20 protein-coding genes are annotated in these 20,615 nt (G+C 66.4%); 8 read left to right on the forward strand and 12 right to left on the reverse strand.

The window, feature by feature from the left end; translation table 11 throughout:
* The first annotated feature begins 77 nt into the window (after nt 1–77).
* Entirely contained in the window at nt 78–3,062 is a 2,985-nt protein-coding gene (locus ACV7JP_RS08510; RefSeq protein ID WP_457798793.1) for a 2-oxoglutarate dehydrogenase E1 component, read from the forward strand.
* 169 nt (nt 3,063–3,231) lie between these two features.
* Nucleotides 3,232–4,500, forward strand: a complete 1,269-nt coding sequence (gene odhB, locus ACV7JP_RS08515) for a 2-oxoglutarate dehydrogenase complex dihydrolipoyllysine-residue succinyltransferase (protein ID WP_457798794.1) — start codon at nt 3,232–3,234, stop codon at nt 4,498–4,500.
* Between the two features lie 19 nt (nt 4,501–4,519).
* Here the strand turns inward: odhB and ACV7JP_RS08520 are convergent, their stop codons facing one another.
* Both ACV7JP_RS08520 and ACV7JP_RS08525 read right to left on the reverse strand, forming a co-directional pair.
* Nucleotides 4,520–5,218 (reverse strand): pirin family protein, encoded by a 699-nt coding sequence (locus tag ACV7JP_RS08520; RefSeq protein ID WP_457798795.1) that lies wholly within the window; start codon nt 5,216–5,218, stop codon nt 4,520–4,522.
* A 119-nt stretch (nt 5,219–5,337) separates the two neighbouring features.
* On the reverse strand, nt 5,338–6,525 hold the full coding sequence (locus ACV7JP_RS08525; RefSeq protein WP_457798796.1) for a PQQ-dependent sugar dehydrogenase: 1,188 nt from the start codon (nt 6,523–6,525) through the stop codon (nt 5,338–5,340).
* Between the two features lie 257 nt (nt 6,526–6,782).
* Here ACV7JP_RS08525 and ACV7JP_RS08530 point away from each other — a divergent pair, with 257 nt between their 5' ends.
* A complete protein-coding gene (locus tag ACV7JP_RS08530; RefSeq protein WP_457798797.1) occupies nt 6,783–7,883 on the forward strand; it encodes a hypothetical protein in 1,101 nt (366 codons plus the stop codon).
* 109 nt (nt 7,884–7,992) lie between these two features.
* Here the strand turns inward: ACV7JP_RS08530 and ACV7JP_RS08535 are convergent, their stop codons facing one another.
* From ACV7JP_RS08535 to ACV7JP_RS08545, 3 genes are read right to left on the reverse strand one after another with little or no spacing between them, the layout of a single operon-like run.
* Nucleotides 7,993–8,391: a carboxymuconolactone decarboxylase family protein gene (locus ACV7JP_RS08535; protein ID WP_457798798.1), complete on the reverse strand. Its 399-nt coding sequence runs from the start codon at nt 8,389–8,391 to the stop codon at nt 7,993–7,995.
* Nucleotides 8,392–8,431: 40 nt separating this feature from the next.
* A complete protein-coding gene (locus ACV7JP_RS08540; RefSeq protein ID WP_457798799.1) occupies nt 8,432–9,619 on the reverse strand; it encodes a GNAT family N-acetyltransferase in 1,188 nt (395 codons plus the stop codon).
* Nucleotides 9,620–9,644: 25 nt separating this feature from the next.
* A complete protein-coding gene (locus ACV7JP_RS08545) occupies nt 9,645–10,904 on the reverse strand; it encodes a serine hydroxymethyltransferase (RefSeq protein ID WP_457798800.1) in 1,260 nt (419 codons plus the stop codon).
* A gap of 264 nt (nt 10,905–11,168) precedes the next feature.
* On the opposite strand from ACV7JP_RS08545, the gene ACV7JP_RS08550 reads away from it, so the two are divergent.
* The 3 genes from ACV7JP_RS08550 (at nt 11,169) to ACV7JP_RS08560 (ending at nt 12,791) form a co-directional block, all read left to right on the forward strand.
* On the forward strand, nt 11,169–11,498 hold the full coding sequence (locus ACV7JP_RS08550) for a hypothetical protein (protein ID WP_457798801.1): 330 nt from the start codon (nt 11,169–11,171) through the stop codon (nt 11,496–11,498).
* 139 nt (nt 11,499–11,637) lie between these two features.
* Nucleotides 11,638–11,961: a cupredoxin domain-containing protein gene (locus ACV7JP_RS08555; RefSeq protein ID WP_457798802.1), complete on the forward strand. Its 324-nt coding sequence runs from the start codon at nt 11,638–11,640 to the stop codon at nt 11,959–11,961.
* Nucleotides 11,961–12,791 (forward strand): FTR1 family iron permease, encoded by an 831-nt coding sequence (locus ACV7JP_RS08560; RefSeq protein WP_457798803.1) that lies wholly within the window; start codon nt 11,961–11,963, stop codon nt 12,789–12,791. The genes ACV7JP_RS08555 and ACV7JP_RS08560 overlap by 1 nt, the downstream gene beginning before the upstream one ends.
* Nucleotides 12,792–12,798: 7 nt before the next feature.
* Here ACV7JP_RS08560 and ACV7JP_RS08565 read toward each other — a convergent pair whose 3' ends face one another.
* Both ACV7JP_RS08565 and ACV7JP_RS08570 read right to left on the reverse strand, forming a co-directional pair.
* Nucleotides 12,799–13,749 (reverse strand): GGDEF domain-containing protein, encoded by a 951-nt coding sequence (locus tag ACV7JP_RS08565; RefSeq protein ID WP_457798804.1) that lies wholly within the window; start codon nt 13,747–13,749, stop codon nt 12,799–12,801.
* A 222-nt stretch (nt 13,750–13,971) separates the two neighbouring features.
* Entirely contained in the window at nt 13,972–14,397 is a 426-nt protein-coding gene (locus ACV7JP_RS08570; RefSeq protein ID WP_457798805.1) for an Hsp20 family protein, read from the reverse strand.
* 186 nt (nt 14,398–14,583) lie between these two features.
* Between ACV7JP_RS08570 and ACV7JP_RS08575 the strand changes: the two genes are divergently transcribed.
* Both ACV7JP_RS08575 and ACV7JP_RS08580 read left to right on the forward strand, forming a co-directional pair.
* The gene (locus ACV7JP_RS08575) at nt 14,584–14,991 is read left to right on the forward strand and encodes a hypothetical protein (RefSeq protein WP_457798806.1); all 408 of its coding nucleotides are present in this window, start codon (nt 14,584–14,586) and stop codon (nt 14,989–14,991) included.
* Nucleotides 14,992–15,127: 136 nt separating this feature from the next.
* A complete protein-coding gene (locus ACV7JP_RS08580) occupies nt 15,128–15,406 on the forward strand; it encodes a DUF6460 domain-containing protein (RefSeq protein ID WP_457798807.1) in 279 nt (92 codons plus the stop codon).
* A gap of 98 nt (nt 15,407–15,504) precedes the next feature.
* Here the strand turns inward: ACV7JP_RS08580 and ACV7JP_RS08585 are convergent, their stop codons facing one another.
* From ACV7JP_RS08585 to ACV7JP_RS08605, 5 genes are all read right to left on the reverse strand, one after another.
* Entirely contained in the window at nt 15,505–15,903 is a 399-nt protein-coding gene (locus ACV7JP_RS08585; protein ID WP_457798808.1) for a F0F1 ATP synthase subunit epsilon, read from the reverse strand.
* Nucleotides 15,904–16,002: 99 nt separating this feature from the next.
* Nucleotides 16,003–17,430, reverse strand: a complete 1,428-nt coding sequence (gene atpD / locus ACV7JP_RS08590; RefSeq protein WP_457798809.1) for a F0F1 ATP synthase subunit beta — start codon at nt 17,428–17,430, stop codon at nt 16,003–16,005.
* Nucleotides 17,431–17,455: 25 nt separating this feature from the next.
* Nucleotides 17,456–18,337, reverse strand: a complete 882-nt coding sequence (locus ACV7JP_RS08595; RefSeq protein ID WP_457798810.1) for a F0F1 ATP synthase subunit gamma — start codon at nt 18,335–18,337, stop codon at nt 17,456–17,458.
* A 152-nt stretch (nt 18,338–18,489) separates the two neighbouring features.
* Nucleotides 18,490–20,019, reverse strand: a complete 1,530-nt coding sequence (atpA, locus tag ACV7JP_RS08600; protein WP_457798811.1) for a F0F1 ATP synthase subunit alpha — start codon at nt 20,017–20,019, stop codon at nt 18,490–18,492.
* Nucleotides 20,019–20,582: a F0F1 ATP synthase subunit delta gene (locus tag ACV7JP_RS08605; protein ID WP_457798812.1), complete on the reverse strand. Its 564-nt coding sequence runs from the start codon at nt 20,580–20,582 to the stop codon at nt 20,019–20,021. Before ACV7JP_RS08605 ends, atpA begins: the two co-directional genes overlap by 1 nt.
* Nucleotides 20,583–20,615 lie beyond the last annotated feature (33 nt).

Raw genomic sequence — 20,615 nt, forward strand, 5'->3', positions numbered from 1 at the left:
CCCCCAAACAAGCCTTCGGCGGCGGGCGGAGCGAGCCCGCTAATGCGCCGCCCTCGGCTTCAAGAGAAGCGAGAATTATGGCGCGTCTTGAAACTGATGGCGTGGCCGGACCGGCGGCTCCCGGCGGCCCGCGTTCTGCGCAAAATCACGGCTTTGCAACCACTTCATTTCTCCAGGGCGCGAACGCCGCCTATATTGAGAGCCTGCTTGACGCCTATGAAGCCGACCCTTCGGCGGTCGGCCCCGAATGGGCCCGGTTCTTCTCCGAAATGGGCGCCGTCCCCGGCGCGGTGCAGCCTTCCGGTCCTTCCTGGGCGCGCCCGGACTGGCCGCCCGCCGCCAATGGCGAATGGGTGAGCGCGCTTACCGGCGACTATCCCCCGCCCGCCGCCAAGCCCGCGCCCAAAGGCGCTCCCGTTCCGCCGCCGACCGCGGTCACCGCCGACGGGGTGCAGCGCGCGACGCGCGACTCGGTGCGCGCGCTGATGATGATCCGCGCCTATCGCATGCGCGGCCATCTCCACGCCAATCTCGATCCGCTCGGCCTCGAGCAGCGCCACGACCATGGCGAGCTGCATCCCGAGACCTACGGCTTCAAGGACGAGGATTACGACCGCAAGATCTTCATCGACGGCGTTCTCGGCCTGCAATACGCCAGCGTCTTCGAAATGGTCACGATCCTGCGCCGCACCTATTGCGGCCCGATCGGCTTCGAATTCATGCATATCTCCAATCCGGACGAGAAGGCCTGGCTGCAGGCGCGCATTGAGGGCCCGAAAAAGGAGATCGTCTTCACCGACCAGGGCAAGCGCGCGATCTACAACAAGCTCGTCGAAGCGGAAGGATTCGAGAAGTTCCTCGACGTCAAATATACCGGCACCAAGCGCTTCGGCCTTGACGGCGCGGAGGCGATGGTTCCCGCGCTGGAGCAGATCATCAAGCGCGGCGGCGCGCTCGGCGTGAAGGAGATCGTCATCGGCATGGCCCATCGCGGCCGCCTCAACGTGCTCTGCCAGGTGATGGCCAAGCCGCATCGCGCGCTCTTCCATGAATTCAAGGGCGGCTCCGTCCTGCCGGACGAGGTGGAGGGCTCCGGCGACGTCAAATACCACCTCGGCGCTTCGTCGGACCGCGAATTTGACGGCAACAGGGTCCATCTCTCGCTCACCGCCAATCCGTCGCATCTCGAAATCGTCGATCCGGTCGTGCTCGGCAAGGTGCGCGCCAAGCAGGATCAGCATGGCGGCGACCGCCGCATCGTGCTGCCGCTGCTCATTCACGGCGACGCGGCCTTTGCGGGCCAGGGCGTGGTGGCGGAATGCTTCGGCCTGTCGGGGCTCAAGGGCCATCGCACGGGCGGCTCCGTGCATTTCATCATCAACAATCAGATCGGCTTCACCACCTATCCGCGCTTCTCGCGCTCCTCGCCCTATCCGTCGGATGTGGCGAAGATGGTCGAGGCGCCGATCTTCCATGTGAATGGCGACGATCCCGAGGCCGTGGTCTTCGCGGCCCGCGTCGCGACGGAATTCCGCCAGCAGTTCCAGAAGCCCGTCGTCATCGACATGTGGTGCTATCGCCGCTTCGGCCACAATGAAGGCGACGAGCCGGGCTTCACCCAGCCGCTGATGTACAAGAAGATCCGGGCGCATCGCACGACGCTCGATCTTTACGGCGAGAAGCTCGCCAATGAGGGCCAGCTCTCCAAGGCCGAAGCCGACAGGATGAAGGAGGATTGGCGCGCCCGCCTGGAAGCGGAATTCGAGGCGAGCCAATCCTACAAGCCGAACAAGGCCGACTGGCTCGACGGCCGCTGGGCGGGGCTGAAGCCCGGCTATCAGGCGACCGAGGACGAGCGCAAGGGCAAGACCGGCGCGCCGCTCGAATCCCTGCGCGACATCGGCGCGAAGCTCACCAGCGTTCCCCCGGATTTCAGGCTGCATCGCACGATTCAGCGTTTCCTCGACAATCGGCGCGCCGCCATCGAGGAGGGGACGGCCATTGATTGGGCCACGGCCGAGGCGCTCGCCTTCGGCACGCTGCTCACCGAGGGCTACAAGGTTCGCCTCTCCGGGCAGGACAGCGAGCGCGGCACCTTCTCGCAGCGCCACAGCGTGCTGATCGATCAGGAGACGGAAGCCCGCTACATCCCCCTGGATCATCTCTCGCCCCGCCAGGGCAAGTTCGAGGTCATCAATTCGATGCTCTCGGAAGAGGCCGTGCTCGGCTTCGAATATGGCTATTCGCTCGCGGAGCCCAACGCGCTCGTGCTCTGGGAGGCGCAGTTCGGCGACTTCGCTAATGGCGCGCAGGTGGTCTTCGACCAGTTCCTGTCGGCGGGCGAGCGCAAATGGCTGCGCATGTCGGGCCTCGTCTGCCTGCTGCCGCACGGCTATGAGGGGCAGGGGCCGGAGCACTCCTCCGCGCGGCTCGAGCGCTATCTGCAGCTTTGCGCCGAGGACAATATGCAGGTCGCGAACGTTTCGACGCCAGCGAACTACTTCCACATTCTGCGCCGCCAGCTTCACCGCAACATGCGCAAGCCGCTCATCCTCATGGCGCCGAAATCGCTGCTCCGCCACAAGCGCTGCGTCTCGCGTCTCGGCGAGATGGGCATGGCTTCGAGCTTCCAGCGCATCCTGCTCGACGACGGAGAGACGCATGAAAAAGCGACGCTGCGGCCGGACGAGGAAATTCGCCGCGTCGTTCTCTGCTCCGGCAAGGTCTATTACGATCTGCTCGAGGACCGCGAAAAGCGCGGGATCGACGACGTCTATCTGCTGCGCGTCGAGCAGCTCTATCCCTTCCCGCTGAAGAGCCTCGTCACCGCCTTGTCGCGCTTCAAGGGCGCCGATGTGGTCTGGTGCCAGGAGGAGCCCAAGAATATGGGGGCGTGGTTCTTCGTCGAGCCCTATCTCGAATGGGTGCTCGGTCAGGTGAGCGGCAAGACGAAGCGTGCGCGCTATGTCGGCCGCCCGGCGGCGGCCTCGACGGCGGCGGGCACGATGTCGAAGCATCTGGCGCAGTTAAAGGCCTTTCAGGACGACGCCTTCGGGGCCTGATTCCTTCTCCCCGCGTGCGGGGAGAGGTCGGGGCGAAGGGCGAAGCCGCTTTCGCCCCGGCGCCGTTTTCGTAGTTCGTATCGGAAAAAACTGAGCTTGCTTGCCCCTCACCCCAGCCCTCTCCCCGCGAGCGGGGAGAGGGAGCAGACGCCGCCAAGGACGAAGAGACATGACTGAAATTCGCGTTCCGACTCTCGGCGAATCCGTCACCGAGGCGACGATCGGCCGCTGGTTCAAGAAGGCCGGCGATCCGGTCCGCGCCGACGAGACCCTGGCCGAGCTCGAAACGGACAAGGTGACGCTCGAAGTGAACGCGCCCGCCGCCGGCGTGCTCGCCGAGATCGTCGCCAAGGAAGGCGAGACGGTCGCGCCGGGCGCGCTGCTCGGCCAGATCGCGCCCGGCGGGGCCGCCGCCGCTCCGGCGCCCGCCGCCCAGCCCGCGCCCGCCGCCGCCGCGCCCGCGCCGGCGGCTCAGCCCGCGCCCGCCCCGGTCGCGGCGACGCCGCCTTCTCCGGCGGCCGCCAAGATCGCGGCCGAGAAGGGCGTCGACGTCTCGCAGATCGCGGGCTCCGGCAAGCGTGGACAGGCGCTCAAATCCGACGTGATCGACTTCGCCGCCCGCGCGCCGGCGCCGCCCGCGCAGCAGGTCTTCGCTCCCGCGCCCGCCGTCGAGGCGCCGCCCCCGGCGCCCGCGCCGCGCGCGCCCGCGCCGCGCGCGCCCGCGCCGCAGGCGGACGCCGCCCGCGAGGAGCGCGTGAAGATGACGCGCCTGCGCCAGACCATCGCAAGGCGCCTGAAGGAAGCGCAGAACGTCGCGGCGATGCTCACGACCTTCAACGAGGTCGACATGTCGGCGCTGATCGCGCAGCGCAACAAATACAAGGAGCTCTTCGAGAAGAAGCACGGCGTGAAGCTCGGCTTCATGGGCTATTTCGTGAAGGCCTGCTGTCAGGCGCTCGAAGAGATTCCCGCCGTCAACGCCGAGATCGACGGAACGGACATCGTCTATAAGCGCTTCTGCCATATCGGCGTGGCGGTGGGCACCGATAAGGGGCTCGTCGTGCCGGTGGTGCGCGACGCCGACCGCCTGTCGCTCGCAGAGATCGAGAAGGCTATCGGCGCGCTCGGCAAGAAGGCGCGCGAGGGCGCGCTCGACATTTCCGATCTGCAGGGCGGCACTTTCACCATCTCCAATGGCGGCGTCTACGGCTCGCTGATGTCGACGCCGATCCTCAACGCGCCGCAGTCCGGCATTCTGGGCATGCACAAGATACAGGAGCGCCCCGTCGCGGCGGACGGCAAGATCGAAATCCGCCCCATGATGTATCTGGCGCTCTCCTACGATCACCGGATCGTGGACGGGAAGGAGGCCGTGACCTTCCTGGTGCGCGTCAAGGAGACGCTGGAGGATCCGGGACGGCTGGCGCTGGGCCTGTAAACGCGGTCGTCCCGGGGCCTCACATCGCCATGTCGAAGACCAGCGCCTCCGCTTCGGCCAGGCCCTCGAGCCGCAAATCGGCTGAATCGCTCACGGCGGCGCCGTCGCCGGCCTCGAGCCGTTCGCCATTGACGGCGATCGCGCCGCGCGCCACCTGCACCCAGGCCGCGCGGCCCGGCGCGAGGCGATGCATCAGGCGCTCGCCTTTGGCGAGCAGCGTCGCGTAGAGATCGACGTCGCGATGGATCGTGATCGCGCCCTCGCGGCCGTCGCGCGAGGCGACGAGCCGCAGCTTTCCGCGCTTCTCTTCGGGCTCGAAGCGTTTCTGCTCATAGCCCGGCGCGAGGCCGACGCGCTCGGGGATGATCCATATTTGCAGGAAATGCGTCGGCTCCTCGTCGGAGGCGTTGTATTCGCTATGCGTGACGCCGGTCCCGGCGGTCATGCGCTGCACGTCGCCGGGGCGGATGACGGAGCCGGTCCCCATGCTGTCCTTATGCTCCAGCGCGCCCTCGAGCACATAGGAAACGATCTCCATGTCGCGATGCGGATGGGTTGGAAAGCCGCCGCCCGGCGCCACGCGATCCTCATTGATGACCCGCAGCGGCCCGAAGCCCATATGGGCCGGGTCGTAATATTCGCCGAAGGAGAAGCTGTGCCGGCTGTCGAGCCAGCCGAAATTGGCCGCGCCCCGCGCGCCGGCCCGCCTGATCGCCATCCGCATATCGGGCCTCTCGCTGAAAAATCGCATGGGCGATAGATGGTTCGCGGCGGTCTGCGCCGCAATTGGCGCGCGCTCGAAAAAGCGGGAGCCGAGCTTCGCCGGCGGATGGCGGCTCACCGGCCGGCGACGAGGCTCCCCTGATAGGAGATCCTGTAGACCGCCCCATTCTCGTCGTCGGTCACGAGCAGCGCGCCGTCGGGCGTCTGCGCCACATCGACCGGCCGTCCGAGATAGGGGAGGGCGCCCGTGTTCCAGCCTTCGGCGAAAGGTTCGCTGATCCCGCCTCTGCCGTCCGGGCCGGGCCGCGTGAACATGACGCGCGCGCCGACCGGCGCCCCACGCGCGCCGGAGCCATGCTGCGCGGAAAAGATTCCGCCGCGATATTTCTCGGGAAAGACGGTCCCCGAATAGAAGGCCATGCCGAGATCGGCGGCGTGCGCGGCTTCCTCCGCCTCGGGAAAGACGACGTCGGCCGGCGGCGTTTCCCGCGCATATTCCGGCGTGCGCGCATGGCCGCCGCCATACCACGGAAAGCCGAAATGGAGCCCCCGCCGGTCGGCGCGGTTGATCTCGCCGGGCGGCGCGTCGTCTCCCATCTCATTCGACTGATTGTCGGTGAACCAGAGCGCCCCGTCGGCGGGGTTGAAATCCATGCCGACGGAATTGCGGACGCCGCGGGCGTAGACCTCGCGCGCCGAACCGTCGAGATTCATGCGGATGATCCCGCCGACGCCCGTGCGGTCGTAAAGCGCGAGTTTTTCCCTGGGCGGGACGTCGTAAGGCTGGCCGAGCGACACATAGAGCCTGTCGTCGGGGCCGATCCGGCAGACGCGCAGCGTATGGCCGTCGCGCTCCTCGGCTTTGGGGATGAGCCGGCCCCGCTTCACGACGACGATCGCGCGGGGCCGCCGCCACTCCTCCTCGGCATGCGGAATGGCGATGACGCGGTTGCGCTCAACGACGTAAAGCGTTCCGCTCTCGGAAAAGCACAGGCCGTGCGGCAGATCGAGCGCAAGTCCGGTCTTCAGGACGTCGACCTTTCCGGCGTGGCCCCGGTCCGGGGTCAGCACATAGATGCGGTTCTCGGAGCCGGTCCCGATGAAGATCGCATCGCCTTTCGGACCGACCGCGATCGTCCGCGCGCCGCGCGCGAGCGCGTAGAGCGAGATCGTAAAGCCCTCCGGCAGGCTGACGCGGCGAAGGACGGATCGGATGTCCGCCCTGTCCGGCGGCGCCGCTGCGAATTGCGCGAAGCAAAAGCCGCTGACAAGCGCGAAGGCGGAAACGAGCCAGCGGCGCATTTGTGTCCTCCGAGCGAAAAGAGGGCGGCGAAGACGCGCAGCCCGGAAGGCGGTTAAATCCCCGCGCGGCGCTCTTTGTTCCCCGGCCTGGCCGAGAGGGACGCGGTCCGCCATCCCCGCGCCACGAAGGTCGCCGCTTGCCGGAACCGGCGCGGCAAAGCGGAGGCGGCGCGGTTTATGATGGCGGATTGACGAAGCCGCGCGCAAATGGCCATGGCTTCTAATCCAAACCGTTCCGCAACATTATCGGGGTCGACATGTTTCGCATCGCGCTGGCCGTTCTGGCTTCTCTGTCCGCCGCCCTCTTCTCGCCCGGCGACGCCACGGCGAAGGACGGCGAGCCGGCGGAAAAGATTTATGAAGGCGCCGTCGGCGCGTCGCCCGTGGTCGTGGCGCTGGAGCGCTCGGGCGATTCCGTCTTCGGCCGTTATTTCTATCGCGCGAGACGTTTCGACATCGATCTCAGCGGCGACGTCAAAAAGGGCGTCGTTCAGCTCGAGTCCAACGCGACGGGCGACAAGCTCAGCCTCAAGCCCGGCGCTTCGGGATATGAGGGAAGCCTGACGACGGCGAAGGGCAAGACCCTTCCGGTCCGGCTGCGCGCCGTCGGGCCGGAGGCCGCCGACGATTCGCCCGCCGACGCGCCGGACGAGCTCGACCTCTATGAAAAGATGCGACTCGCCGGCCTGACTCTGAAACCGCAAAAGCTCGAGGTCGTCGCCGGGAAGACGGTCCGCTGGCATGTCGAGCCCGTGAGCGGGGTCCGTCTCTTTCGAATCGACGGCGGCTATCCCGCGCCCGTCATGGCGGCGATGAACAGGCGGCTGGCGCAGATACAATGGGCGAACATATCGCAATATTTCAGTTGCGCGAGCGCGACGGGCGGCTCGGGCGTCGAAAGCTTGGAGGTTGAAGGACCCTATCTTTCGGACGCCTATGTCAGCTTTGCGATCAACGAGGCCTGGAGCTGCGCCGGGGCCGCGCATCCCGATTTCAGCCTGGAGGGGCACAGTTTCGACGCGCATACGGGCAAGGAGCTGGAGCTCGACGATCTTCTAAAATTCGGCAAGGCGCCCGTTCCGAAAAAGGACTCGGAGGCGTGGCTCGACTATCGCTCCAAGACCTTTGCGCCGGCGCTCGTCGCCTTGCTCAAGCGCTTCCATCCAAAGGAGATGGCGCCGCATAAGGACGATTGCGACTATTCCGACGCAGAGGTCTGGAGCTTTCCGGCCTGGCGCCTCACCGACAAGGGGCTTTATGTCGGCGCGTCCTTCCCGCGCGCGGCGAGGAATTGCGACAATCCGGACTGGCCGGTCATTCCCTATGCGGCGCTGAACGAAAGCGGGCCGCAGCGATAGATCGCGCCGCGTTTAGGCGGAATCGCCTAAACGCAGACAATATGATCGATTTTAAAGGTTTAGAGCGCGGCGAAAAGGAACGCCGGCTTTTCGGCGGACGCGCGTCGATCTAGCGAATCTCGAACGCCTCGTCGACCGGCACGCCCAGCGCCGTCACGAGGCGGTTCGTCTCCGACGCCATGCCGATGACGGCGACAAGCTCGGCATATTCGGCCTCCGTCATGCCCTTGGCGCGCGCGCCGGCGGTGTGCGAATGGATGCAATAGGGGCAGCCATGCGCGACGGAGACGGCGACATAGATCATCTCCTTGACCTTCGGGTCCAGCGCGCCCGGGCCCATCACCGCCTTCACGCTCTCCCATATGCGCTTCAGCGTCGCGGGATCATGCGCCAGCGCGCGCCAAAAATTATTCACGAAGTCGCTCCCGCGCGTCGCGCGTATGTCGGCGAACACCGCCTGCGCTTCCGGCGAGAGTTCTTCGTCGCTCAACAGACGAACCGTAGCCATGCGCCGCTCCTTTCCCGAAACGCTTCGCCGCCGCGAGGCTTCAAGCCTCTTCCTCCGCCTTTCGAAAGGGCAGCGCGGCTTCCTGCTCCGCCATCATCTCGTCGAGCGCGCGCCGCTCGCGCCGGCAATAATCGGCGATCGCGGCGTGGAATCCCGCATCGGCGAAATCATGCGCCGACCAGGTGAGGACCGGCCGATAGCCGCGCGCAAGCTTGTGCTCGCCCTGCGCGCCGGCCTCCACGCGCTTATAGCCATGACGGATCGCATAATCGATGGCCTGATAGTAGCAGACCTCGAAATGCAGGAACCGCCGTTCGATCAGCGCGCCCCAATTACGGCCATAGATCGCGTCGTCGCCGAGAAAATTGATGGCGCCCGCGACATAGTCGCCGTCGCGTTTCGCCATGACGAGAAGAATGCGGTCCGCCATCGCCGCGCCGACGAGGTCGAAGAAGGAGCGCGTGAGATAGGGCCGCCCCCATTTGCGCGCGCCCGTATCCGTATAGAAGGCGAAGAAAGCGTCCCAGTGACGGCTTTTAATGTCGGCGCCCGTGAGACGCTCGATCGAAAGATCGTCGGAGAGCGCCTCGCGCCTTTCGCGCTTCACGCCCTTGCGCTTGCGCGCGGAGAGCGCGTTCAGGAAATCGTCGAAGCTCGAATAGCCGTCGTTGAGAAAGTGAAACTGTTCGCCCGCCCGGAGCGTGAAGCCCGCTTCGCGCAGCGCATGGGCGTCCGCGCGCGTCGGATAGGCGACATGGATCGAGGAGGACTGCGTCGCCTTGCACAGGCCGCGCAGCGCGGCGACCAGCGCCTGGCGCGCGCCCTCGGGCGCGTCAGGCGCGACGAGCAGGCGGCGCCCCGTCGCCGGCGTGAAAGGCGCCGCGACCTGCACCTTCGGATAGTACCGTCCGCCGGCCCGCTCATAGGCCTGCGCCCAGCTCTGGTCGAAGACATATTCGCCGAGGCTGTGCGTCTTGAGATAGGCGGGCGCGCAGGCGATGAGGCGGTCCGCATCGTCCGCCACCAGCACATGAACCGGCGACCAGCCCGTGCGCGCGCCCACGGAGCCCGAGCGCTCCAGCGCGTCGAGGAAGGCGTGCGCGACGAAAGGATTGAAGCGTTCGCCGTCATCCGCCGCCGGCGTCCGGGGATTGGCGCAGGCGTCCCACGCCGCCGCATCGACCTTTTCGAGCGACTGAACGAAGCGCGCCGTGAATTTTGAAGCCATGACCGCCGCGATTGAAGTGACGCGGCTAGTAAATAGGAAAAGCCCGGCACAGCGCCAGCACTTCTTCGCGCGTCGCGTCGATTGCGTGAAGATTGGAGGGATTGCCTAGAATGCGCGCAATCCAGCCGCCGATCCGTTCGAATTCCGACCGGCCGAAGCCGCGCGTCGTTCCGGCGTTGCTCGACAGTCGCAGGCCGGAGGGCGCCTCCGGCGGGCGCGGATCGAAGGGGATCATGTTCTTGTTCGTCGCGAGTCCGGCTTTCTCCAGCGCCTTGGCGGCGACGTCGCCGGTTACGCCCGTCGCGGCGAGATCGACGAGCATCAGCCCCATATCGGTCCCGCCCGTCACGATGCGCAGGCCGTGCCGGCCGAGCGTTTCGGCGAGCGCGCGGGCGTTTTCGAGCACGGCTTCGTTATAGGCGCGGAAGTCGGGCTTCAGCGCCTCGCCCAGGCACGCGGCCTTGCCGGCGACGGCGTGCAGCATCACCGAGCCCTGCACGCCGGGGAATATGCCCGCATTTATGCGCGAGGTGAGCGCCTCGTCGTTCCACAACGCCATGCCGCCGCGCGCGCCGCGCAGCGACTTATAGGTCGTGGTCGTGGCGACATGGGCGTGCGGAAAGGGATTCGGATAAAGTCCCGTCGCCGCGAGCCCGGCGAAATGCGCCATGTCGACGAGAAGGTAGGCGCCCACTTCGTCCGCAATCGCGCGCAGCCCCGCAAAATCGATCGCGCGCGGATAGGCGGAGCCGCCGGCGACGATCATTCTCGGCCGCGCGGCGCACGCCAGATCGCGCAGCTCGTCGAGATCGAGCCGCTCCGTCTTGCGATTGACGCCATAATGGGCGATGGCGTAATCGCGCCCCGTGAGCGTCGCGGGATGGCCGTGGCTGATATGGCCGCCCGCCGCGACATTCATGGAGAGAATGCCGTCGCCGAGCTTCAACAGCCCGAGAAACACGCCGGCGTTTGCGTTGGAGCCCGAATGCGGCTGCATATTGGCGAAACGGCAATCGAACAGCTTTTTCGCGCGCTCGACGGCGAGCGCCTCGATCGCGTCGGCGAATTCCGCCCCGCCATAATAGCGCGCATAGGCCGCGCCCTCGACCGTCTTGTTGGTGAGCACGGAGCCCTGCGCCGCGAGCACGAGACGCGACACGATGTTCTCGGAGGCGATGAGCTCGATCCCGTCGCGCTGGCGGGCGAGCTCGCCATTGATGGCGGCGGCGAGCTCGGGATCGGCGTCGAGGCCGGCGGCGAAATAGCCCGGAGGGGGAAGGGGCATGGGGACTCCATTTCGCGCCGATGCGCACCCCCTCTCCCCGCGCGCGCGGGGAGAGGGCTGGGGTGAGGGCGAAGCCGCGCCAAGAATGTAGCATGCCGCCGAAATCTCAGCGCGCATGCGGCCGCTTTGCCCCTCGCCCCGACCCTCTCCCCGTTTTCACGGGGAGAGGGGGCGCAGCGGCGACGACCTGACGCGTCCCGCCATTGCCGGCTCCTGGCGCTGCGGTTAAGACTTGCCGCAATGCGAAGCAGTGGAGACCAGAAGATGCGCCTTTCCGGCTTTTTCGCCCTCGCCGCCGCCGCGGCGCTCGCCGCCTGCAACGCGCCCCGGCAGACGCAACCCGCAATCGACCCGCCGCGTCCCGCGCCGGCGAGCGCGACGCTTCCCGAAGGCGCGGGCTGCTCGGCGGCGGTCAATCGCTACAAGGCGGTGATCGAGAACGATCTCGCCATGGGCCATGTCAATCAGGGCGTCTACGGCCAGATCCAAGGCGAGATTTCGGAAGCCGCGTCCGCCTGCGCCGCGGGGCAGGACGCGAAAGCGGTCTCGCTCCTGCGCGCCTCCAAGGCCCGTCATGGCTATCCCGACGGCTAGCCGTAAGAATTCGAACAGCCGCATGTAAGAAAAACGCCAATGCATCACTCTGGAAACAATCCAGATTACGCCCCTTTGACGGCCGCGCTGCTGGTCCCTACGTTGCTTGGCGGAAGTATTCGATCAGGATGAAACGCGCATGAACAAGGTTGTGGCGGCTGTTTTGACTTTCATCACGGGATTCTCGGGCGCGGCTTTCGCCGAGACCTATACGCTCACCATCAAGGATCACAAATTCGATCCCGCCGAGCTCAAAATTCCCGCCGACAAGGCGGCGACGCTCGTCGTGAAGAATCTCGACGCGACGCCGGAGGAATTTGAGTCGAAGCCGCTGCGCATCGAGAAGGTCGTGCCCGCGAATAGCGAGGCGACCTTCCCGCTCCGCGCGCTCAAACCGGGCCGCTACAAATTCGTCGGCGAGTTCCACGAGGACAGCGCCAAGGGAGAGGTGGTCGTCGAATAATGCTTGGCGCGCTGATCATCGTCTTTCGCGAGGCCATCGAGGCGGGCCTCATCATCGGCATCGTCGCGGCGGTGACGCGCGGCGTGGCGGGCTCCCGCGTCTTTATCGCGGGCGGCGTCGCCGCGGGCGTGCTCGGCGCGCTGATCGTCGCGGCCTTCGCGGAGCAGCTTTCCAAGGCCTTCGCGGGCAGCGGGCAGGAGTTGTTCAACGCCGGCGTGCTGATGCTCGCCGTCGCCATGCTCGCCTGGCACAATATCTGGATGGCGCGGCATGGGCGCGAGCTCGCGCAGGAGCTCTCCGTCGTCGGCAAGGCGGTCGCGCAGGGCGACCGCACGCTCTTCGCGCTGGCGGCCGTCGTCGGCCTCGCCGTGTTGCGCGAGGGCTCGGAGGTCGCGCTCTTCCTCTATGGCGTTCTCGCTTCCGGCGAATCGGGGGCGAGCGTGCTCGTCGGCGGCGGCGCCGGCCTTGCGCTCGGCGCCCTGACGAGCGTCGCGACCTTTTTCGGCCTCGTTTCGATTCCGCCGAAAAAGCTCTTCGCCGTGACAACCGCGCTCATCACCCTGCTTGCGGCGGGGCTCGCGGCGCAGGCGGTCGCCTTCCTCCAGCAGGCGGGCGCCGTCACGGCGCTCGCCGACACGCTGTGGGACACGTCCTGGATTCTCTCCGACAAGAGCATTCCCGGCCGCGTGCTGCACACGCTCATCGGCTATGCCGATCAGCCCTCGCAGATGCAGGTCGTCGTCTATGCGCTGACGATCGCCGCCATCGTGGCGGCGACGAAGCTCACGGCGATGAGCGCTCGGCCGCCAATGCGCGCGCCGGCGGAATAGCCGATCCTCAGGCGGCCGCCGGCGCGTTCTCGACGACGACGCGATTGCGCCCGAGCCGTTTCGCCTTGTAGAGCGCCCTGTCGGCCGCCTCCATCAGGCTCGAAAAGGCCGGCGTCAGCGCCGAGCAGGACGCGACGCCGATGCTGACCGTCGCGCGAATGACGCTTTCCGGCAAGGATAGGGGGCTCGCGGCGGCGTCGAGCCGGAGCCGCTCGGCGACTCTGACGGCGCCCTCCCGGTCGGTCTCCGGCAGGAGGACGCCGAATTCCTCTCCGCCGATCCTTGCGACGACGTCGGAGGATCGCCGGCGCTCCCGCCAGATATGCGTCAGATGCACGATCGCCTGGTCGCCGACGATATGCCCGAAACTGTCGTTGATGGTCTTGAAGTGGTCGATGTCGAGCATGAGGAAGGATAGCGGCCGCCCATAGCGGCGGGCGCGCATCCATTCCATCTCCGCAAGGGCGAGGAAATGACGCCGGTTGAAAAGACCCGTCAGCGCGTCGGTCGTGGCGAGCCGCTCGAGTTCCCGCGCCTGCTCCACCAGATCGGTCACGTCGCTATAGGTGAGCATGCGCCCGCCATCGGGCAGGACGGAAAGATGGCAGCGGATCACCTTGCCGCTGCTCATGTTCAGATCCATGGGCCGAAGGTCGCCCGAGCGCACCCAGGCCAGCCGCCTTTCGATATAATCCTCGAGATCCACCGCGCAAACGCTATGGGCGGCGCGCAGGAATTCCTCATAGGCGGGCTCGCGGCCGAAAATCTCCTCGGGCCGCGCAATGCCGAATATGCGGTAGAGAACGGGGTTGAGATAGAGCACGCGCAGATCGCGGTCGAGGATCAGGAGGCCGCTGTCGACATTGTCGAGGGCCGCGTAGAGGCGGCGCAGCTCCGTTTGCGCGTGGGCCAGCGCCTCCTCGGCGGTCGGAGCGACGATGTGCTGCTCTGCAATCATCCAAAGATCCCGGCAAGCGGGCCGCGGACGGTTCTTACGCGGCGCGCTCTCGCCGCCTCATATTCATGAGCCGCCGCTCTGTCCTTATGCCGCAAATTTCTGAAGAACCCGCCATTCCACTCCCATAAAAATGGAAGCTTTCCGCTCGGGGCGCCGCGGCCTGCGGCCGCACATGTTCTGCGACGCCGGTCCTCGCGTTCCCGCCGGCCGGCGGCGCAATCGTCAATCCCGCGCGGCGATGTCGATTTTCTTGATCACCCGCGCCGGCTCGGGCCGAGCGAGATCGACCGACAGGAGACCGTTGACGAGATCGGCGCCGAGCACCTGCATGCCGTCGGCGAGGAGAAAAGCGCGCTGGAACTGGCGCGCCGCGATGCCGCGATGCAGGAAATGGCGCTCGCGGTCGTCGACCTGGCGGCCGCGGATGACGAGCTGGCTCTCCTCCAGCGAGACGTCGAGCTGGTCGCGGGTGAAGCCCGCCACGGCGAGAGTGATGCGCAGCCGCTCCGGCTCGGCGTCGGTGCGCGGAATGCGCTCGATATTGTAGGGCGGATAGCCGTCCGTGCCGCTCCTCGCGACGCGGTCCAGCGCGCGTTCGATTTCGTCGAACCCCAGGAGAAACGGCGAATTGAGCGGCGGACGCGACATGTCGTGAAGCCCTTCTGGCGCCTCGAGCCTTGCGGGACCCGCGAACGGCGTCCCTGCCGCGTTTTATGGCCGAGCGCGGCGCCGCAATCAAGCGGGGACCGAGGCCGCCGCGCCCGCGCCGCCATTGACGCAAGCCGCGCCGGCCCCCATTTGCGGTCAGTCGATCCATGCGCGGGTCCCCCTGTCATGCGCCTTCTCATCTTATGGCTCACGCTTGGATGCCTGCCCTTCGCCGCGCGCGCTGGCGAGACGCCGTCGATCATCGCGCCCGAGGGCGAGCGCTTCACGCTGCAGCCGACCGAAGGCGGCTTTTTACGCCTGAACAGGGAGACGGGCGCCGTCTCCTTCTGCACGGTGAAAGAGGGCGTTTCCGTCTGCCGCCTGAGCGCCGACGAGCGCGCCGCGCTCGAGGCGGAAATAGAAAGGCTGCGCGTCGAGAACGCCCGGCTGAAAGCCGTCGCCGCGCCTGCGGCGCCTCCCTCAGCCTTGCCGAGCGAGCAGGAGTTCGAAAGGGCGCTCTCCTTTACCGAGCGCTTCATGCGGCGCATAATGCGGCTCTTCAGGGAAGAGACGCCGTCCGGAGGGAGCCTATGAGCAAGGGCCTGGCGCGCTCATGACCGATCGGGGACCTTTCGCCAACTGGCCGCATCTCGACAAGAAAACGCCGCGCCCCGGGCGCGAGGTTGCGCTGATTCCTTCCCAATCTGAATCCAACAGGGAATTTTCCTCCATGGCGTCCAAGAACGCGTTCGAAGATTTTCTGGGCGGCTCGCCGCTCAATGTGGCGGTCAGGCTCTTCTTCATCTCCCTCGTCGTCGGCGCGCTGCTCATGTGGCTCGACATCGAGCCGAGGGACATTATTCGCGGCGTCCAGGCGTTCTTCGACCGTATTTACATGCTGGGCTTCGACGCGATCGGGAAGCTCGTGAGCTATGTGCTGGCCGGCGCGGCGATCGTGGTGCCGGCCTGGCTCGTGCTGCGGCTGTTGAACCTGGGCGGGCGCCGGTGAGACGGGAGGCTGGTCCTCGCTCCTCGCCTGGGGCTCCATAAAAAACGCCGCGTCCAAGACGCGGCGTTTGGATGACGGGAGCGGAACGCGTCGTCGTCTTACCCGACGGAGGCTCGCATCTCTTCGAGCTGGGCGAGCTTCAGGCTCGCGGCCTGGCGCGCCTCGTCGGTCTTGGCGTCGGCCAGGTCTTCCTTGGCGTTTCTGACGTCGGCGTCGAGCTTGGCCACGTCGATATCCGCGAGCGGAACGGCGAGTTCGGCCAGGATGGTGAAGCCGGCGGCGTTCACATCGGCGAAGCCGCCGCGCACGAAGAGCTTCTCGACCTTGCCGTCGCCGCCGGCGACCGTGACGACGCCCGACTTCAGCGTCGTCATCACCGGCGCGTGATCCTTGAGGACCGTGAACTGGCCCTCGGCGCCCGGCGCGACAACGGATTCGACATCACCTGAGAACAGGAGCTTCTCCGGAGAAACGAGTTCGAAGTGAAAAGCGGCCATGGCTGTCCCGATGTTTGGACCGCGAGCCTTCGGGCTCGCCTGACGACGATGCGAGTCTTTGCGCGATGACTGCGGGCCCGAAGGCCCGCAGTCCAATTCTTACGCCGCTTCCTTGGCGAGCTTGGCGGCCTTCTCGATCGCCTCCTCGATAGAGCCGACCATGTAGAAGGCGGCCTCCGGAAGGTGATCATAGTCGCCATTGACGAGGCCCTTGAAGCCCTTGATCGTGTCGGCGAGCGCCACGAGCTTGCCCGGCGAGCCGGTGAAGACCTCGGCGACATGGAACGGCTGCGACAGGAAGCGCTCGATCTTGCGGGCGCGGGCGACGACGAGCTTGTCCTCTTCCGAAAGCTCGTCCATGCCCAGGATCGCGATGATGTCCTGAAGCGACTTGTAGCGTTGCAGCGTCGACTGCACCTTGCGGGCGACATCGTAATGCTCCTCGCCGACGATCGCCGGAGAAAGCATGCGCGAAGTCGAGTCCAGCGGGTCGACGGCCGGATAGATGCCCTTTTCCGCGATGGAGCGGGACAGAACCGTCGTGGCGTCGAGATGGGCGAAGGAGGTGGCCGGCGCCGGGTCGGTCAAGTCGTCGGCCGGCACGTAAATGGCCTGCACCGAAGTGATCGAGCCCTTGGTCGTGGTGGTGATGCGCTCCTGCAGCGCGCCCATGTCGGTCGCGAGGGTCGGCTGATAGCCCACGGCCGAGGGAATGCGGCCGAGAAGCGCCGACACTTCCGAGCCCGCCTGGGTGAAGCGGAAGATGTTGTCGACGAAGAACAGCACGTCCTGGCCCTTGTCGCGGAATTCCTCCGCGACGGTGAGGCCGGTGAGCGCGACGCGGGCGCGGGCGCCCGGCGGCTCGTTCATCTGGCCGTAGACTAGCGCGCATTTGGAGCCGGCGCCGCCGCCCTTCTTGTTGACGCCGCCCTCGATCATCTCGTGATAGAGGTCGTTGCCCTCGCGCGTGCGCTCGCCGACGCCGGCGAAGACGGAGTAGCCGCCATGCGCCTTGGCGACATTGTTGATGAGCTCCATGATGAGCACGGTCTTGCCGACGCCCGCGCCGCCGAAAAGGCCGATCTTGCCGCCCTTGGCGTAGGGCGCGAGCAGGTCGACGACCTTGATGCCCGTCTCGAGAATCTGCGCCTCGGTGGCCTGCTCGGCATAGGACGGCGCCGGCTGATGGATGGCGCGAACGCCGCTGGAATGGACCGGGCCGGCTTCGTCGACCGGCTCGCCGATGACGTTGATGATGCGGCCGAGCAGCTCCTCGCCGACCGGCACGGAGATCGGCGCGCCGGTGTCGGTGACTTCCTGGCCGCGCACGAGGCCTTCGGAGGAGTCCATGGCGATGGTGCGGACCGAATTCTCGCCGAGATGCTGGGCGACTTCGAGCACGAGGCGCTGGCCCTGATTCGTGGTCTCGAGCGCGTTGAGAATCTCGGGCAGGTGGCCGTCGAACTTCACGTCGACGACGGCGCCGATGACTTGGGTGATGCGGCCCGTGGGCTTGTTGGCGGCCATTTTACGTCCTCGTCTATTTTAACGATCAGAGCGCTTCGGCGCCCGAGATGATTTCGATGAGTTCCTTGGTGATCATCGCCTGGCGCGACCGGTTGTAGAGGGTCGTCTGCTTCTTGATCATGTCGCCGGCGTTGCGCGTGGCGTTGTCCATGGCGCTCATGCGCGCGCCCTGCTCGGAGGCGGCGTTTTCGAGCAGCGCGCGGAACACCTGCACCGAGATGTTGCGCGGCAGAAGGGTCGAGAGAATCTCGTCCTGGCCGGGCTCATATTCGTAGGAAGCCTGCGGCCCTTCCTGCGCCGGCGCGTTCTCGTTCGACGGAATCTGCGCCGGGATGAGCTGCTGCGCCGTCGGAAGCTGCGCGATCACCGATTTGAACTTCGAGAAGAACAGCGTGGCGACGTCGAATTCTCCGGCCTCGAAGCGCGCGATGACCTTCTTGCCGATCTCGTCGGCGTTGTCGAAGCCGATGGTCTTGAGGCCGCGCAGCTCGATCAGCTCGATGATCTCCTTCTCGAACTGACGGCGAAGCTGATCGTAGCCCTTCTTGCCGACGCAGAGAATCTTGACCGTCTTGCCCTGGCCCTGCAGGCGCTGGGCGTGATCGCGGGCGAGACGCACGATCGAGGAGTTGAAAGCGCCGCACAGGCCGCGCTCGGCCGTGGCGACGACGAGGAGATGTACGTCGTCCCTGCCATTGCCGGAGAGAAGCTGCGGGCCGCCGGTCGCGACGCCGGCGGCGAGATTGGCGAGCACCGATTCCATGCGCTCGGCATAGGGACGCGCGGCCTCGGCCGCCGTCTGCGCGCGGCGCAGCTTGGCCGCCGCGACCATCTGCATGGCCTTGGTGATCTTCTGCGTCGCCTTGACGGAAGAAATCCGGTTTCGAAGATCCTTCAACGAGGGCATGAGCGTGCTTCTTGTTTAAGAGTTCGCGCCCGAGGAGGCGTTTCCCCCTCTCCCCGCATGCGGGGAGAGGGCCGGGGTGAGGGGCGGAGCGGCGATGGCGGCCTTGCCCCTCACCCTAACCCTCTCCCCGTGAACGGGGAGAGGGGACAACATCACGCGAAGGACTTCGCGAAGGTCTCGACGACGCTCTTGAGCTTCGCGGCCGTGTCGTCGGACAGATCCTTCGATGAGCGGATGCTTTCGAGAATGTCGGCGTGCTGCGAGCGCAGCAGGGCCAGCAGGCCGTCCTCGAAGGCGCGGACGCGGCCCACCGGCAGCGGATCGAGATAGCCGTTGACGCCGGCATAGATCACGCAGGTCTGCTCTTCCATCTTCAGCGGCGAGAATTGCGGCTGCTTCAGAAGCTCGGTGAGGCGCGCGCCGCGGTTGAGCAGGCGCTGCGTCACCGCGTCGAGGTCGGAGCCGAACTGGGCGAAGGCCGCCATTTCGCGATACTGGGCGAGCTCGCCCTTGATCTTGCCAGCAACCTTCTTCGTCGCCTTGGTCTGCGCCGAGGAGCCGACGCGCGACACGGAAAGGCCGACATTCACGGCCGGACGGATGCCCTGATAGAAGAGGTCCGTTTCGAGGAAGATCTGGCCGTCGGTGATCGAAATGACGTTCGTCGGAATATAGGCCGACACGTCGTTGGCCTGCGTCTCGATGACCGGCAGAGCGGTCAGCGAGCCGGCGCCGCGATCGTCATTGAGCTTGGCGGCGCGCTCGAGAAGGCGCGAATGCAGGTAGAAGACGTCGCCCGGATAGGCTTCGCGGCCCGGCGGACGGCGGAGCAGCAGCGACATCTGGCGGTAGGCGACGGCCTGCTTGGACAGATCGTCATAGATGATGACGGCGTGCATGCCGTTGTCGCGGAAATATTCGCCCATGGCGCAGCCGGCGAAGGGCGCCAGGAACTGCATCGGGGCCGGGTCCGACGCGGTGGCTGCGACGATGATCGAATATTCGAGCGCGCCGCGTTCTTCGAGCACCTTCACGAACTGCGCGACGGTGGAGCGCTTCTGGCCCACGGCGACATAGACGCAGTAGAGCTTGGCCTTCTCGTCGTCGCCGTCATTGAGCGGCTTCTGGTTCAGGATCGTATCGAGCGCGATGGCGGTCTTGCCGGTCTGACGGTCGCCGATGATCAGCTCGCGCTGGCCGCGGCCGATCGGGATGAGCGCGTCGACGGCCTTGAGGCCGGTCGCCATCGGCTCATGCACCGACTTGCGCGGAATGATGCCGGGAGCCTTGACGTCGACGCGGGCGCGATGCGTCGCCTTGATCGGGCCCTTGCCGTCGATCGGATTGCCGAGCGCGTCCACGACGCGGCCGAGAAGCTCCTTGCCGACCGGCACGTCGACGATGGCGCCGGTGCGCTTGACCGTCTGGCCTTCCTTAATGTCGCGGTCGGAGCCGAAAATGACGATGCCGACATTGTCGCTTTCGAGGTTCAGCGCCATGCCGCGCACGCCGTTCTCGAACTCGACCGTCTCGCCGGCCTGGACGTTGTCGAGGCCGTAGACGCGGGCGATGCCGTCGCCGACGGACAGAACCTGGCCGACCTCGGTGACTTCGGCCTCATTGCCGAAGTTGGCGATCTCGTTCTTGAGGATCGCGGAAATTTCAGCGGCGCGGATATCCATCAGCCGACCTCTTTCATGCGTGTGCGGATTGAGTTGAGCTTGGTGCGAACGGAAGCGTCGACCATGCGCGAACCGAGTTTGACCACGATGCCGCCGACGATCGACGGATCGGTGCGAACATTGAGGCTGACCGACTTGCCGCCGGTGACCGCGGCGAGCGCCTGGCGCAGCGCCGACTCATGATCGGGACGCAGCGGGGCGGCGACGGTGACGTCGGCGCGCACGAGGCCCTTCGCCTTGTCGTGCAGGGCCTGATAGGCGGCGATCATGTCGGGAAGAACGAAGAGGCGGCGCTTGGAGGCGACGAGCCGGATGAAATTCGCGGCGACGCCGGAAATTCCCGCTTTGTCGAGAACGGCGTCGAGCGCCTTGACCTGCTCCTGCGCAGTGAAGACGGGGCTCTTCACAAGGCGCTTGAGGTCGGGACTTTCATTGATGAGGCTCTGGAACGCGGCGAGCGCCGCGGCGACCTCGTCGGCGGCGTTCTTTTCCGACGCCAGTTCGTAAAGGGCGAAGGCGTAACGTCCCGCGACGCCGGAAAGCGAAACTCCGTCTTGAGCCACTTGGATCGCTCGTCAAATTCGCATCGTTCAAAG

The sequence above is a fragment of the Methylocystis sp. S23 genome (assembly GCF_054106005.1).

Excerpts from the sequence above, each read along its gene's own strand:
- ACV7JP_RS08555 (WP_457798802.1), top strand. The coding sequence starts at position 11,638 with ATGAACAAGGTTGTGGCGGCTGTTTTGACTTTCATCACGGGATTCTCG.
- ACV7JP_RS08550 (WP_457798801.1), top strand. The coding sequence starts at position 11,169 with ATGCGCCTTTCCGGCTTTTTCGCCCTCGCCGCCGCCGCGGCGCTCGCC.
- ACV7JP_RS08565 (WP_457798804.1), bottom strand. The coding sequence starts at position 13,749 with ATGATTGCAGAGCAGCACATCGTCGCTCCGACCGCCGAGGAGGCGCTG.
- ACV7JP_RS08510 (WP_457798793.1), top strand. The coding sequence starts at position 78 with ATGGCGCGTCTTGAAACTGATGGCGTGGCCGGACCGGCGGCTCCCGGC.
- ACV7JP_RS08585 (WP_457798808.1), bottom strand. The coding sequence starts at position 15,903 with ATGGCCGCTTTTCACTTCGAACTCGTTTCTCCGGAGAAGCTCCTGTTC.
- ACV7JP_RS08575 (WP_457798806.1), top strand. The coding sequence starts at position 14,584 with ATGCGCCTTCTCATCTTATGGCTCACGCTTGGATGCCTGCCCTTCGCC.
- atpA (WP_457798811.1), bottom strand. The coding sequence starts at position 20,019 with ATGGATATCCGCGCCGCTGAAATTTCCGCGATCCTCAAGAACGAGATC.
- ACV7JP_RS08570 (WP_457798805.1), bottom strand. The coding sequence starts at position 14,397 with ATGTCGCGTCCGCCGCTCAATTCGCCGTTTCTCCTGGGGTTCGACGAA.
- ACV7JP_RS08520 (WP_457798795.1), bottom strand. The coding sequence starts at position 5,218 with ATGGCGATCAGGCGGGCCGGCGCGCGGGGCGCGGCCAATTTCGGCTGG.
- ACV7JP_RS08525 (WP_457798796.1), bottom strand. The coding sequence starts at position 6,525 with ATGCGCCGCTGGCTCGTTTCCGCCTTCGCGCTTGTCAGCGGCTTTTGC.
- ACV7JP_RS08540 (WP_457798799.1), bottom strand. The coding sequence starts at position 9,619 with ATGGCTTCAAAATTCACGGCGCGCTTCGTTCAGTCGCTCGAAAAGGTC.
- ACV7JP_RS08595 (WP_457798810.1), bottom strand. The coding sequence starts at position 18,337 with ATGCCCTCGTTGAAGGATCTTCGAAACCGGATTTCTTCCGTCAAGGCG.
- atpD (WP_457798809.1), bottom strand. The coding sequence starts at position 17,430 with ATGGCCGCCAACAAGCCCACGGGCCGCATCACCCAAGTCATCGGCGCC.
- ACV7JP_RS08535 (WP_457798798.1), bottom strand. The coding sequence starts at position 8,391 with ATGGCTACGGTTCGTCTGTTGAGCGACGAAGAACTCTCGCCGGAAGCG.
- ACV7JP_RS08530 (WP_457798797.1), top strand. The coding sequence starts at position 6,783 with ATGTTTCGCATCGCGCTGGCCGTTCTGGCTTCTCTGTCCGCCGCCCTC.
- odhB (WP_457798794.1), top strand. The coding sequence starts at position 3,232 with ATGACTGAAATTCGCGTTCCGACTCTCGGCGAATCCGTCACCGAGGCG.
- ACV7JP_RS08560 (WP_457798803.1), top strand. The coding sequence starts at position 11,961 with ATGCTTGGCGCGCTGATCATCGTCTTTCGCGAGGCCATCGAGGCGGGC.
- ACV7JP_RS08580 (WP_457798807.1), top strand. The coding sequence starts at position 15,128 with ATGGCGTCCAAGAACGCGTTCGAAGATTTTCTGGGCGGCTCGCCGCTC.
- ACV7JP_RS08545 (WP_457798800.1), bottom strand. The coding sequence starts at position 10,904 with ATGCCCCTTCCCCCTCCGGGCTATTTCGCCGCCGGCCTCGACGCCGAT.